This window comes from Stenotrophomonas sp. Pemsol (genome assembly GCF_003586545.1).
In the GTDB taxonomy this organism is placed as follows: Bacteria; Pseudomonadota; Gammaproteobacteria; order Xanthomonadales; family Xanthomonadaceae; genus Stenotrophomonas; species Stenotrophomonas sepilia.
The window spans coordinates 681,905-694,264 of sequence record NZ_CP025780.1 but is presented as its reverse complement, the minus strand read 5'-3'; the positions used below and the strand labels follow the sequence as shown (position 1 = coordinate 694,264).

The following is a 12,360-nucleotide window of genomic DNA, read 5'->3' as shown; positions in this document are numbered from 1 at the left end:
CACCCACCTCGGTCCGCACCCGGTGATCAGCCCTTGGCCTGTGCCGCACGCTGCGGGTTGTAACGCTCGCCAACGATCGACACTTCGTCCAGCGCCTGCGCGATGCGTTGCAGTTCTTCCGGCGCCAGCTGCAGGTCGGCCGCGCCCAGGTTTTCTTCCAGGCGATGAACCTTGGTGGTGCCCGGAATCGGCACGATCCACGGTGCCTGCGCGAGCAGCCAGGCCAGTGCGACCTGCGCAGGCGTCGCACCGCGCGCTGCCGCAATCGTGCTGATGCGATCCACCAACGCCTGGTTGGCGCGGCGCGCCTCCACTTCGAAACGCGGCACGGTATTGCGGAAGTCGTTGGCGTCGAAGGTGGTATCGGCGTTGATCGCACCGGTCAGGAAGCCGCGGCCCAGCGGGCTGAACGGCACGAAGCCGATGCCCAGCTCCTGCAGCGTCGGCAGCAGCTCACGCTCCGGTTCGCGCCACCACAGCGAGTACTCACTCTGCACGGCGGCGACCGGCTGCACGGCATGCGCGCGACGCACGGTGGCAGCACTGGCCTCGGACAGGCCGAAGTGGCCGACCTTGCCCTCGCCGATCAGGTCGCGCACGGTGCCGGCCACATCCTCGATCGGCACGTTCGGGTCGACGCGGTGCTGGTAGAACAGATCGATATGGTCGGTACGCAGGCGCTTGAGGCTGGCTTCGGCCACGGCACGGATGTTCTCCGGGCGGCTGTCCAGGCCGGCATCGGTGCGCGCGTCCTTGAAACCAAACTTGGTGGCGATCACCAGCCTGTCGCGGTAGGGCGCCAAGGCCTGGCCGAGCAGGTCTTCGTTGGTGTACGGGCCGTACACCTCGGCGGTGTCGAAGAAGGTCACGCCGCGCTCGACGGCAGCGTGCAGCAGGGCGATGCCCTGGCTCGGTTCGACCGGCTGGCCGTAGGCATGGGTCAGGCCCATGCAACCCAGGCCCAGAGCGGAAACCTTCAGGCCGCTGCGGCCGAGTTCACGTGTCTGCATCGTCGTACTCCAGAGGGGGAGCGCTGACGATACGCCTGCGGTGGCGATGGATTGAGCCGGCTGGACCGCAGTCGGTCATGACTGGAATTCATCAATCCGGTCATGACCGTTGCCGGCCAGGTCAGCGGATTTCGGAGATCTCCACCCCATCCAGCCCCTGCGACAGGGTGCGCGCGTCGCCGCCCTGGCTGAGCTTGATGCGCAGGCGCACCTCGTTCTGCGAATCGGCGTAACGCAGCGCGTCCTCGTAGCTGATCTCGCCGGCCTGGTACAGCTCGAACAGGCTCTGGTCGAAGGTCTTCATGCCCAGCTGGACCGAGTCCTTCATCACTTCCTTCAGCTTGTGGATCTCGCCGTCGCGGATGTAGTCCTGTACCAGTGGCGTGCCCAGCAGGATCTCCATCGCCACCTTGCGCGAGCGGCCATCGGGCGACGGCACCAGCTGCTGCGCGACCACGCCCTTGAGGTTCAGCGACAGGTCCATCAACAGCTGGTTGCGGCGGTCTTCCGGGAAGAAGTTGACGATGCGGTCCATCGCCTGGTTGGCATTGTTGGCATGCAGCGTGGCCAGCACCAGGTGGCCGGTTTCGGCGAACGCGATGGCGTGGTCCATGCCTTCGCGGGTACGCACCTCGCCGATCATGATCACGTCCGGCGCCTGGCGCAGGGTGTTCTTCAGCGCGGCTTCCCAGCTGTCGGTATCGATGCCGACTTCGCGCTGGGTGATGATGCAGCCCTCGTGCTTGTGCACGAATTCGATCGGGTCTTCGATGGTGATGATGTGGCCGGTCGAGTTCTGGTTGCGGTAACCGATCATCGCCGCCAGCGAAGTCGATTTACCGGTACCGGTAGCACCGACGAACAGGATGATGCCGCGCTTGGTCATCGCAAGCGTCTTGATGATCGGCGGCAGGCTCAGCTCTTCCACGGTCGGAATGCGCGTCTCGATGCGGCGCAGCACCATGCCGACCTGGTTGCGCTGGTAGAAGCAGCTCACGCGGAAACGGCCGACACCGGACAGGCCGATGGCGAAGTTGCATTCGTGGGTCTTCTCGAATTCCTCGCGCTGTGCCGGGGTCATCACGTTGAGGACCAGGTCGCGGCTCTGCTGCGGCGTCAGTGGCGTCTGCGTGATCGGCGAGATCTTGCCGTTGACCTTCATCGCCGGTGGCATGCCGGCGGTGATGAACAGGTCCGAGGCGCGCTGGTGCGCCATCAGCTTGAGGAACGAAGTGAAATCGATGGTGGTCGCGGTGGTGTTCACGGCGGGCTCCCGGAAAGCGGTTTACCAGGTAACGGTCGGTGGAGGAAACAACACGGAGCGGCCGCGCCATTGCGCGCGCCGCCCGTCGCTGTCCCGCCTTACTCGAACAGGCGCTTGTCCTTGGCGTACTCGCGGGCCTGGTTGCGGGTGATCAGGCTGCGCTTGACCAGGTCCTGCAGATGCTGGTCCAGGGTCATCATGCCGTACTGCTGGCCAGTCTGGATGGCCGAGTACATCTGCGCCACCTTGTCCTCGCGGATCAGGTTGCGGATGGCCGGGGTGCCGACCATGATTTCCCACGCTGCGGTACGGCCGCCACCGACCTTCTTCAGCAGTGCCTGCGAGATCACCGCACGCAGCGACTCGGACAACATCGAACGCACCATCGGCTTTTCGCCGGCCGGGAACACGTCGATGATACGGTCGATGGTCTTAGCCGCCGAGCTGGTGTGCAGGGTGCCGAACACCAGGTGGCCGGTTTCCGCGGCGGTCAGTGCCAGGCGGATGGTTTCCAGGTCGCGGAGTTCGCCGACCAGGATGATGTCCGGGTCCTCACGCAGTGCCGAGCGCAGTGCTTCGTTGAAGCCATGCGTGTCACGGTGCACTTCGCGCTGGTTGATCAGGCACTTCTGCGAGGTGTGCACGAATTCGATCGGATCCTCGACGGTGAGGATGTGGCCGTATTCGTTCTTGTTGATGTAGTCGATCATCGCCGCCAGCGTGGTCGACTTGCCCGAGCCGGTCGGACCAGTCACCAGGATCAGGCCCTGCGGCTGCTGGATCACTTCGCGGAACAACGGCGGGCAGGCCAGGTCCTCAAGGGTGAGCACCTCGGACGGAATGGTACGGAACACCGCACCGGCGCCACGGTTCTGGTTGAACGCGTTCACACGGAAGCGCGCCAGCGACGGAATCTCGAAGGAGAAGTCCACTTCGAGGAATTCCTCGTAATCGCGGCGCTGCTTGTCGGACATGATGTCGTACACCAGCGCGTGGACCTGCTTGTGGTCCAGGGCCGGGATGTTGATCCGGCGAACGTCGCCGTCCACGCGGATCATCGGCGGCAGGCCTGCAGACAGGTGCAGGTCGGACGCTTTGTTCTTTACGGAAAACGCCAGCAGTTCGGCGATATCCATGAGCGGCTACTCCCCAATAACGGCTTCGACTGGAAGGATCTTTCCCCGGGCGGCAGTATAGCCTCCTGATTCAACGGAACGCGTTACGTGGCCACTCCCCTGCCCCAGATACTGAGCAACCTGCATGCCGCCGCCGAGGCGGCCGGCCGGCCCGATCCGCGCCTGCTGGCCGTTTCCAAGACCCAACCGGCCGAGGCCGTGGCTGCGCTGGCCGCACAGGGCCAGCAGGCCTTCGGCGAGAACTATGTGCAGGAAGCGCTGGCCAAGATGCAGGCGCTGCAGCACCTGGCGCTGGAGTGGCATCTGATCGGCCACCTGCAGTCGAACAAGGCCGAGGCGGTGGCCACCCATTTCGACTGGGTGCAGAGCGTGGACCGGCCCAAGCTGGTAACGGCGCTGGCGCGCCATCGCCCGGCCGCACGCGGCCCGCTGAACGTGCTGATCCAGGTCAACATCGACGATGAATCCAGCAAGCACGGCTGTGCACCGGAGGATGTCGAGGGGCTGGCCGCTGCGATTGCCGCCGAGCCCTCGCTGTGCCTGCGTGGCCTGATGGCGATTCCCGCGCCATGGCCCGAGGCCGAGCGTCGCCGCGATGCATTCGTGCGCATGCGCACACTTTTCCAGTCGCTGGCCGCCCAGCGCGCGCAGGTCGACACGCTGTCGATGGGCATGAGCAGCGACTACGCCGAAGCCATCGCCGAGGGCGCCACCCTGGTGCGCATCGGCACCGCCCTGTTCGGCGCGCGCGCGCGACCGGCCTGATTTTCCAAGGAGACATCCATGGCAGCTGATTCCATCACCTTCATCGGCGGCGGCAACATGGCGCGCAGCCTGATCGCCGGCCTGATCCGCCAGGGCGTGCCGGCCGCGCACATCCATGTGGCCGAACCGGTTGCAGCGCTGCGCGAGTCGCTGGCTGCCGACTTCGGCGTGCAGGTCCACGACAACGCCACCGATGCCGGCGCACAGGGCGGCACCTGGCTGCTGGCGGTGAAGCCGCAGGTGCTGCGTGAGGTCTGTCAGTCGCTGCTGGCACTGGCCCAGGCAAACCGGCCGCTGGTGGTGTCGATCGCCGCCGGCATCACCAGCGCGCAGCTGGAACGCTGGCTGGGTGGCAACCTGCCGGTGGTGCGTGCGATGCCCAATACCCCCGCTCTGCTCGGCGCCGGCGTGACCGGCCTGTATGCCACTGCATCGGTGGATGCGCAGCAGCACGCGCAGGCCGAACAGGTGCTGGCCAGTGCCGGGCGCACGGTGTGGATCGATAGTGAGGCGCTGATGGATTCGGTGACTGCCGTGTCCGGCAGTGGACCGGCCTATGTGTTCCTGCTGGCCGAAGCGATGGAAGCGGCGGGTATTGCCCAGGGCCTGCCGGCCGACGCCGCGCGCACGCTGGTGGTGCAGACCCTGCTGGGCGCCTCGCGCATGCTGGATGAGGCCGGTGAGAGCCCCGCAGAACTGCGCCGCCGCGTGACGTCACCCAATGGCACTACCCAGGCCGCGATCGAGAGCTTCCAGGCTGGCGGCTTCGAGGCACTGGTGGACAAGGCACTGCGCGCCGCGCAGGTGCGTGGACAGGAATTGTCTGCGGCGAATGATTGATCCCCTGGGGTCAGATCCCTTTGCCTCGGCAAAGGGATCTGACCCCATCTATCCCGATGATCATTGCCCCAACGTGGTCATGACGAAATCCACGAAGCACTGCAAACGCGGGCGCGGGCGTCGATCGGGCAGGTAGATCAGGTGCATCGGCCGCGGTTCGGGCAGGTAGTCGCGCAGCAGCGGCTTCAACCGCCCCGCTGCGATCTCCGCCGCCAGCAGTGCGGTGGGCTGCAGTACCAGCCCGGCCCCGGCCACGGCGGCTTCACGCAATGCGAAGCCATCGTTGCTGCTCAGCCGCGCCTCCCAGTCGACCTGTTCGCCGTTGGCCAACTGCCAGCCATGCCCGCCGCGCCAGGCCAGATGGCTCAGGCAGTCGTGCCCCTGCAGGTCATCCGGTGTTCGCGGCGTGCCGCGCCTGCGCAGGTAAGACGGCGCCGCGCACAGGCTCATCGCATACGGCGGCAGCGGCCGCGCCACCACCTCCTGCGATGGCAACGGCCCGACCCGGATCGCCGCGTCGAAGCCATCTTCGATCAGGTCCACGCGGCGGTTGCTCAGGTCCAGCTCGATATTCAACTGCGGCTGCGCACGCAGCAGGCCAGCCAGCTGCGGCGCCAGCACGCAGCTGCCCCAGGTGGTGGGCGCGCTGACCCGCAACAGGCCACGCGGCTGTACCTGCAGGCCGGCCACATCGGCCTCGGCCTGCTGCACTTGCTCCAGCACCTGCCGGCACCCGGCCAGGTAGGCGCTGCCGGCTTCGGTCAAGCGCTGGCGGCGGGTGTTCCGTTGCAGCAACGCGGTGCCCAGATGTGCTTCCAACTGCTGGATGTACTTGCCCACCATCACCGCCGACACCTGCAGCTGTTCGGCGGCGCCGGCGAAGCTGCCGCGCTCGGCCACTGCCACGAAGGCCTGCATGCAGCGAAGGGTATCCATTGCTAATCCAGAGTTAGGAATCTACGAATCATACGCCGCTTACCTAACCCCACTGTGACGGCGCAGACTGCGCTCACTCCCTCACGCAAGGAACGGCCATGAAGATTCTCCTCGTCGGTGCCAGCGGCACCCTCGGCCAGGCAGTCGCCCGTCAGCTCGGCCAACAGCATCAGATTCTCGCCGCCGGCCGCCGCAGTGGCGAACTGCGTGTGGACCTGACTGACGACGCCAGCGTCGCCGAACTGTTCGCCCGCACCGGTGCAGTCGATGCGGTGATCTCCACCACCGGCTCGGTGCATTTCGGACCGCTGCAGGAGATGACGCCGGCACAGTTCAACAGCGGCCTGCAGGACAAGCTGCTGGGCCAGGTGCGGCTGGCACTGGCCGCCCAGCACCACCTCAATGCCGGTGGCTCGATCACCCTGACCAGCGGCATCATCAGCGCGCAGCCGATCCGCGACGGCGTCAACGCCACCGCAGTGAATGCCGCACTGGAAGGCTTCGTGCGCGCTGCCGCACTGGAGCTGCTGCCGCGCGGCCTGCGCATCAACGTGGTCAGCCCGAACGTACTGATCGAATCGATGGCGGCCTACGGCCCCTACTTCCCGGGCTTTGAAGCGGTAAGCGCGCAACGCGCGGCGCTGGCCTTCCAGCGCGCGGTGGAAGGCATCCAGAGCGGCGAGACGATCACGGTCTGGTAAGAAAAAGGGGACGGAGGGGATCAAGTCGTTTTCGTCCGCCGGGCATGGCCCGGCGCTACCGGGAGCGCGTCCCCTTTTTCATTCCCAGCGCATCGGGCCGTCGCCGCGTTCGCCGAGAACGTCGCCAGGATTGGCCAGGCGGCAATGCTGCAGTGACAGGCAGCCACAGCCGATGCAGCCGGTCAGTTCATCGCGCAGCAGCTGCAACATGTGGATGCGCTCTTCCAGCTCGGTGCGCCAGCGCGCGGACAGCTTGGCCCAGTCAGCCTTGGTCGGTGCACGGCCTTCAGGCAGGCTCTCGAAGGCGCGGCCGACCGCTTCCAGTGGCATGCCCACCCGCTGCGCAACGCGGATCACCGCCAGCCGGCGCAGCACGTCGCGGCTGTAACGGCGTTGGTTGCCCGAGGTGCGCAGGCTGCTGATCAGCCCCTTGCGCTCGTAGAAATGCAGTGCGGAAACGGCCACGCCACTGCGCTGCGAGACCTCGCCAACGCTGAGTTCCTGGGATGCCATTGCTTGACCTCAACTATAGTTGAGGTGGCATGCTGCTATCTTCGCCGCCCGTTGACAAGCGCGGCCCGCCCCTGACCGGTATGACCCCGACCCTCTCTCCCGCCGACACCCGCCTGCCGGCTGACACATCGATCCTGTCCGCGCGCTACCGCGCCACCACCCTCGGCATGGTCGCGCTGGTCGCGCTGCACGCCTTCGAAGCATTGGCCGTCGCGGCCGCGATGCCCACGGTGGCCGAAGCACTCAGCGGCCTGCGCCTGTACGCGCTGGCCTTCGGCGGCACACTGGCCACCAGCGTGATCGGCATGACCCTGGCCGGACGCTGGGCCGACCGCCAGGGCCCGGCACGGCCGCTGTGGTACGGCCTGGCCTGCTTCGTGCTGGGCCTGCTGCTGGCCGGCTTCGCCGTGCGCATGGGCATGCTGGTGGCCGGGCGCCTGCTGCAGGGCCTGGGTGCGGGCGCGATTTCGGTCTCGCTGTACGTGATGGTCGGCCGCAGCTACCCCGAGCACCTGCGGCCGAAGGTGTTCGCGGCATTCTCGGCGGGCTGGGTGGTGCCCTCGATGGTCGGCCCGGCGCTGAGCGGCCTGATCGTCCAGCATCTCGGCTGGCGCTGGGTGTTCCTGGCGGTACCGCTGCTGGCAGTCCCTGCTGCCCTGTTGCTGCGGCCTGCGCTGGCGCGCATGCAGCCCTCCGCCGACAGCAACGACGACGAGGGGCGCGGCAACGTCGTACGTTGGGCCAGTGGTGCATCGCTGGCGGCGCTGCTGCTGTACTTCGGCGGCCAGCAGCACGGTCCGACCGCCCTGCTCTGCATCGGCGTGGCGATGCTGGCGCTGCTGCTATGCGTGCATCGCCTGCTGCCGGCCGGAACGCTGATCCTGCGCAGGGGCCTGCCCAGCGTGATCGCACTGCGCGGCGTCGCCGCTGCCGCATTCTTCGCCTGCGAAGCCTACCTGCCGCTGCTGCTGCAGCGCGAACGCGGGCTCCCGCCCAGCTGGGCCGGCGCGGTGCTCAGCCTCGGCGCACTCGGTTGGTTCGCCGGCTCCTGGCTGCAGGGTCACCAGCAGCGCGGCTGGTCACGCCAGCAGCTGCTGCGCGTCGGCACGGCGATGATGACGGTCGGCATCGCCGCAACGCTTGCGGTGTTGTTCAATGCAGTGCCATTGCCGGTGGCCCTGGTGGGCTGGACGGTCACCGGTTTCGGCATGGGCATGATCTACGCCAGCCTCTCGGTACTCACGCTTTCGCTGTCAGCAGCGCATGAGCAGGGTGCCAACACGTCGGCCCTGCAGCTGAGCGAGGCCCTGTCGGTGACCACCGCGCTGGCGGTCTCCGGTGCGTTGTTCGCGCTGTTCGTGGAAAGCGCGCCGCACACCGGCTACCTGCTGTGCCTGGCGATCACTTTCGGCCTGGCGGTGCTGGCCGCGGTGATCGCGCGGCGGGTGTAGCGCCGCCGGGTTTCGGCAGTGCCGGTCGCTGGCCGGCACCATCACGGAATTCCCGCGTGCGCGGAGAGTGCCGGCCAGCGGCCGGCACTACCGGGTCGCCGTCCCCACGTCATCGATATCCCGGTGCAGGATGCGCCGGACTTCCAGCACCGCTTGCGGGGTCTCCTGCACACTGTGGCCGGAAATGATGACCTTCTCCGACTGTGCACCCGGCAGGTGCGCACTCCAGTACGGCACCAGTCCGTCATCGGACTTGTCCACCGGCAGCTCCGGCTTGCGCTGGGCGATGATCGAGTGGTACTTCAGTCCCGCTTCGATCGGCAGCTGCGCTGCGGCCTTGACGAACGGGTCGCTGGCCTTGAGGTTGTCGATGCTGTTGGGAATCTTCGGCTTGGCCGTGCCATCGACCTGCTGCTCGGCCTGCGCCAGCGCCATGAACACGTCCTCGAACTTGCCGAGGATGGTCAGTGGCAGGCGCACCAGCCGGCCCAGCAGGCGCCCGACCTTGTTGCCGGCAATATCGGTGCCCTGGTGCGGCGCAGCGATGAAGATCGCACGCTCCACGTTCGGCTGTGCCTTGAAATGCAGCAACGGCCCCAGCTTGTTCTGCACGCGCTTCAGACGCTCGCCCTTCAGGTCATAGTTGGCCAGCAGGTCGTTCCACAGCACGTCACCGGAATCGCTCACCAGCAGCCGCGCGAGCACGCCGCCCATGCTGTGGCCGATGTAGACCATGTCCTTCGATGCACGCGTGCTGCCATTGGGATCGAAGTGCTTCAGCGTGTCGTTGAACGCATTGGCGATCTCGTAGCGGTTCAGCGCGATCGGTGCGTTGGTCGGGTAATAGACCTGCCACACCTGGAACTGCTGGCGCAGCTCGGGGTCGCCCATGATCTCGTTGGCCAGGTTCACCCAGGCTTCCGGGCTGCTGGCCAGGCCGTGCAGCATGAAGATGATGCGGCGGTTCGGGTCCCACGGCTGCATCAGGTAGATGTGTGGCTCGCCGATGCCCTCGCTCATGCCGAACAGGGTGCGCAGTGACTGCCGGGCGAAACCGCTCTGGGCAAGCCACAGGCCGTAGGCCGCGGTGAAATTGCCGGCCAGCGGCACCTGTTCGCCGTGCAGGGTGATGCGCTCGGTAGCTTCCGGCGAATAGGCATCCAGTTCAACCCGGCGCGTCCGCATCACATCGTCCAGGCTGCTGCCTTCGAAGCGCAGCAACGCGGTGACGTTGATCGAGGACATCTCGCTGAACTCGGGCACCGAATCGTCATGCCGATGACGGCGGCCACGGCGTGCGCCCTCTTCGTCATCCTGCGGTGTCTCCGCCTTCGGGCCCTCAGGCGCGATCACCGGTGCGACCAGCTTCGGCGGGTCCATCACCATCACCAGCTCGGCACCGAAGCCATCACGGCGATAAGTACTGCGCAGCCCGACGAAGCTGACCGTGCCGGCCGGCACCAGCTGCGCGGGAATGCTCTTCAGGTTCAGCTGCTGGTAGTTGGAAGCCAGCGACCAGCTGCCAACCGAGATCGGCTTCGTGTAGTCCTCGCCAGCCAACGCAGCGGCGCGCGCGCGGACGAACAGCACCACCGCCGCCTTCTCGGCCGCGTAGTTGTAGTAGTCACGCACCTGCGTCTGCCGGTCTTCGAAGGCGCGATCCGATGGTGAGCGGCCGCTGTAGAACAGGTAGGCATAGGCGTAGCGCGCGGCTTCCAGCCAAGCGTCCAGCGCTGCGTCGCTCATCGGCGGATCGCCGGCTGCGGTATTCTTCGGCGTCAGCGCCAGCGCGGCCTTCACCCACAGTTCGGACAGCGCCGACAGCCGCTGCTCGACATTGAGATCGTCGGTCATCAGCAGCGTGCTGCGGCAGACCAGGAAGTCCTTCTCGCACTGCGATTCGTCCAGGCCTGCCGCGCTAAGCGTCTCGCGCGCAGCGGGGCTGAGCTTGCCGGTATTGAGCACGTCGGCACGCTTGTTGACCAGCGAATCGCTGGATTTGACCTGCTTGACGGTGACCATCGCGCAACCACTGCTGCCCAGCAGCAGGAAGGCGGCGAACAACACCGGCAGCGCACGCTGCCAGCGGATCAGGAGGAGTCGAGTCATTACTGCGGGTCCTGCTCGGTGCCAGGTACGCCCTGGCGGATCACGGTGGAGAAGTGGTCGCCGCTGCCCAGGTCCAATGCACGCTGGGTGATGCGGCCCTTGTCATGCAGCTCGGCATAAGGCACGCCTGGGGTGAGTGCGCCGACCTCCTGCGCATACTCGGCCAGATACCCGGACAGCAGCAGGCGGTAGTCCAGCGGCAGGCGCGGCGCGATGTGGCGGGCCAGGTCGAAGACGATGGTGGTGCAGTTGCTGGTGAGCGTGTTGTAGAAGCCCGGCTTCGCATCCAGTTCGCGCGCCTGCGCGATGTACGCGGCAAACAGTTCCTTCAGCTGCGCGTGGTCCATGCCGTGCAGGCGATACAGATAGACATCCTCGCCACGCGCGTTGGTGCGGGTGCGGATGATGTCGGTCTCTTCCGAGGCCACCAGGGTCATCTCGAACTTGCGGAAGAACCCGCCCAGTGCCGAAAACGATTCGCCGCGCTCCTTGCGGATCTCCAGCGAGAACACCACGTGGCGACCGTCCTCGAAACCGAACGAGATGAGGGTGTGGGCGATCGCCGGGCCCATCCAGTACGACAGCACCAGATCGGCCGAGCGCAACTGGTCCAGGTCGTATTCGCGGCGCACCCAGCGCGCGTCGTAGTCGGTTTCGCTGCGCCAGGTGAAATCGCGCACGTTGTCGAACACCACGTGGCGCCCGTCGAAGGACACCACATGCAGGCGCTGGGCCACGTCATCGGCCCACACGCGGTCCTGGCGTGGGGTCAGCAGCAGCCACCACAGGCCGGCCAGCACCAGCGCAGCGCCATACGCCATGCCGAGGCGGCGGTTGCTGCGACCACGCGCGACCCGCCACGACGCCCACAGCGCAAACAGCAGCCACAGCACCGCAATGCCGTTCGCCAGCCAGCCCGGCCCCGGCATCTGATAGGCCAGCAGCCCGGCCACCCACAACGCTGCCAGCGCCATGGCACTTCCTGTCATCCAACGTCCTGCGGCTTTCACTGGCATCCTGTCGCGGTCCCGAAGCCGCATAGTTAGCCACAAGCGGGTTCACCGTGGCATCTACGGCCTGTTCAGGCACGCCGGCGCACCGTCTGCGGCGGTCCATGCGGCCAGGTTCACTTCACAGGAGCAACGATGGGCATCACTTCCGTGGCCGGCGTTCCGGTCCAACCCCGGCACCGCGCAACCTGCCACTGCGGCACGGTCGAGCTGCTGCTGGACCTGCCGGACGGCATCGTCGATCCCCGCCGCTGCGACTGCTCGATGTGCCGGCGCCGGGGTGCCATCGCCGCCAGCGTCCCCCGCCAGGGCCTGCAGGTGGTGCGCGGGCAGCATCACCTGCAGAAGTACCAGTTCAACACCCATGTGGCCGAGCACTACTTCTGCGGGGTGTGCGGCATCTACACCCATCACCGGCGCCGCTCCAACCCCGACCAGTACGGCTACAACGTGGCCTGCCTGGAGGGCATTGATCCGTTCGCGCTGGGGGTCATTCCGGTCAGCGACGGGGTCAACCACCCGTCAGACCGCACCGGCTAGTGGCGCGTGCGCCGCGGCGGCGTGGCGACCTTCTGCCAGGGCGCCATGCCGCTGCGCCCCGCCCGCGCGGGTCGTTTCAGCCAGG

General features: G+C 66.9%; 11 protein-coding genes and 1 pseudogene. 5 read left to right on the top strand and 7 right to left on the bottom strand.

The annotated features are described in order from the left end of the window. Positions 1–26 precede the first annotated feature (26 nt). The 3 genes from PEM_RS03165 to PEM_RS03155 form a co-directional block, all read right to left on the bottom strand. On the bottom strand, positions 27–1,010 hold the full coding sequence (locus tag PEM_RS03165) for an aldo/keto reductase (RefSeq protein WP_095377010.1): 984 nt from the start codon (positions 1,008–1,010) through the stop codon (positions 27–29). 121 nt (positions 1,011–1,131) lie between these two features. Continuing rightward, complete coding sequence (locus tag PEM_RS03160; protein ID WP_005415539.1) at positions 1,132–2,274, bottom strand: PilT/PilU family type 4a pilus ATPase; 1,143 nt, start codon at positions 2,272–2,274, stop codon at positions 1,132–1,134. Between the two features lie 98 nt (positions 2,275–2,372). Next, positions 2,373–3,410, bottom strand: a complete 1,038-nt coding sequence (locus tag PEM_RS03155) for a type IV pilus twitching motility protein PilT (RefSeq protein WP_004147099.1) — start codon at positions 3,408–3,410, stop codon at positions 2,373–2,375. Positions 3,411–3,497: 87 nt separating this feature from the next. On the opposite strand from PEM_RS03155, the gene PEM_RS03150 reads away from it, so the two are divergent. Both PEM_RS03150 and proC read left to right on the top strand, forming a co-directional pair. Then, positions 3,498–4,175 (top strand): YggS family pyridoxal phosphate-dependent enzyme, encoded by a 678-nt coding sequence (locus PEM_RS03150; RefSeq protein ID WP_065197107.1) that lies wholly within the window; start codon positions 3,498–3,500, stop codon positions 4,173–4,175. Between the two features lie 18 nt (positions 4,176–4,193). Next, the gene (gene proC, locus PEM_RS03145) at positions 4,194–5,015 is read left to right on the top strand and encodes a pyrroline-5-carboxylate reductase (RefSeq protein ID WP_065197108.1); all 822 of its coding nucleotides are present in this window, start codon (positions 4,194–4,196) and stop codon (positions 5,013–5,015) included. A gap of 60 nt (positions 5,016–5,075) precedes the next feature. Here proC and PEM_RS03140 read toward each other — a convergent pair whose 3' ends face one another. Beyond that, positions 5,076–5,951, bottom strand: coding sequence for a LysR family transcriptional regulator (locus tag PEM_RS03140; protein WP_065197109.1), 876 nt, complete (start codon positions 5,949–5,951; stop codon positions 5,076–5,078). Between the two features lie 71 nt (positions 5,952–6,022). On the opposite strand from PEM_RS03140, the pseudogene PEM_RS03135 reads away from it, so the two are divergent. After that, positions 6,023–6,652 (top strand): annotated as a pseudogene (locus tag PEM_RS03135) (short chain dehydrogenase); the annotation flags it as partial. A gap of 78 nt (positions 6,653–6,730) precedes the next feature. Here PEM_RS03135 and soxR read toward each other — a convergent pair. After that, positions 6,731–7,165: a redox-sensitive transcriptional activator SoxR gene (soxR, locus tag PEM_RS03130; protein ID WP_005415534.1), complete on the bottom strand. Its 435-nt coding sequence runs from the start codon at positions 7,163–7,165 to the stop codon at positions 6,731–6,733. A gap of 29 nt (positions 7,166–7,194) precedes the next feature. Between soxR and PEM_RS03125 the strand changes: the two genes are divergently transcribed. After that, complete coding sequence (locus tag PEM_RS03125) at positions 7,195–8,616, top strand: MFS transporter (RefSeq protein WP_095377014.1); 1,422 nt, start codon at positions 7,195–7,197, stop codon at positions 8,614–8,616. An 87-nt stretch (positions 8,617–8,703) separates the two neighbouring features. Here PEM_RS03125 and PEM_RS03120 read toward each other — a convergent pair whose 3' ends face one another. Next, on the bottom strand, positions 8,704–10,725 hold the full coding sequence (locus PEM_RS03120; RefSeq protein WP_119706064.1) for an alpha/beta hydrolase: 2,022 nt from the start codon (positions 10,723–10,725) through the stop codon (positions 8,704–8,706). Further along, on the bottom strand, positions 10,725–11,699 hold the full coding sequence (locus tag PEM_RS03115; protein ID WP_111127641.1) for a DUF4105 domain-containing protein: 975 nt from the start codon (positions 11,697–11,699) through the stop codon (positions 10,725–10,727). Before PEM_RS03115 ends, PEM_RS03120 begins: the two co-directional genes overlap by 1 nt. 171 nt (positions 11,700–11,870) lie before the next feature. Between PEM_RS03115 and PEM_RS03110 the strand changes: the two genes are divergently transcribed. Continuing rightward, a complete protein-coding gene (locus PEM_RS03110) occupies positions 11,871–12,275 on the top strand; it encodes a GFA family protein (RefSeq protein WP_005415530.1) in 405 nt (134 codons plus the stop codon). The last annotated feature ends 85 nt before the right edge of the window (positions 12,276–12,360 follow it).

What these genes read in the sequence shown, in the direction of transcription:
- PEM_RS03165 (WP_095377010.1), bottom strand. Translation starts at nt 1,010, where the DNA reads ATGCAGACACGTGAACTCGGCCGCAGCGGCCTGAAGGTTTCCGCTCTG.
- PEM_RS03155 (WP_004147099.1), bottom strand. Translation starts at nt 3,410, where the DNA reads ATGGATATCGCCGAACTGCTGGCGTTTTCCGTAAAGAACAAAGCGTCC.
- proC (WP_065197108.1), top strand. Translation starts at nt 4,194, where the DNA reads ATGGCAGCTGATTCCATCACCTTCATCGGCGGCGGCAACATGGCGCGC.
- PEM_RS03140 (WP_065197109.1), bottom strand. Translation starts at nt 5,951, where the DNA reads ATGGATACCCTTCGCTGCATGCAGGCCTTCGTGGCAGTGGCCGAGCGC.
- soxR (WP_005415534.1), bottom strand. Translation starts at nt 7,165, where the DNA reads ATGGCATCCCAGGAACTCAGCGTTGGCGAGGTCTCGCAGCGCAGTGGC.
- PEM_RS03125 (WP_095377014.1), top strand. Translation starts at nt 7,195, where the DNA reads ATGCTGCTATCTTCGCCGCCCGTTGACAAGCGCGGCCCGCCCCTGACC.
- PEM_RS03120 (WP_119706064.1), bottom strand. Translation starts at nt 10,725, where the DNA reads ATGACTCGACTCCTCCTGATCCGCTGGCAGCGTGCGCTGCCGGTGTTG.
- PEM_RS03115 (WP_111127641.1), bottom strand. Translation starts at nt 11,699, where the DNA reads ATGGCGCTGGCAGCGTTGTGGGTGGCCGGGCTGCTGGCCTATCAGATG.
- PEM_RS03110 (WP_005415530.1), top strand. Translation starts at nt 11,871, where the DNA reads ATGGGCATCACTTCCGTGGCCGGCGTTCCGGTCCAACCCCGGCACCGC.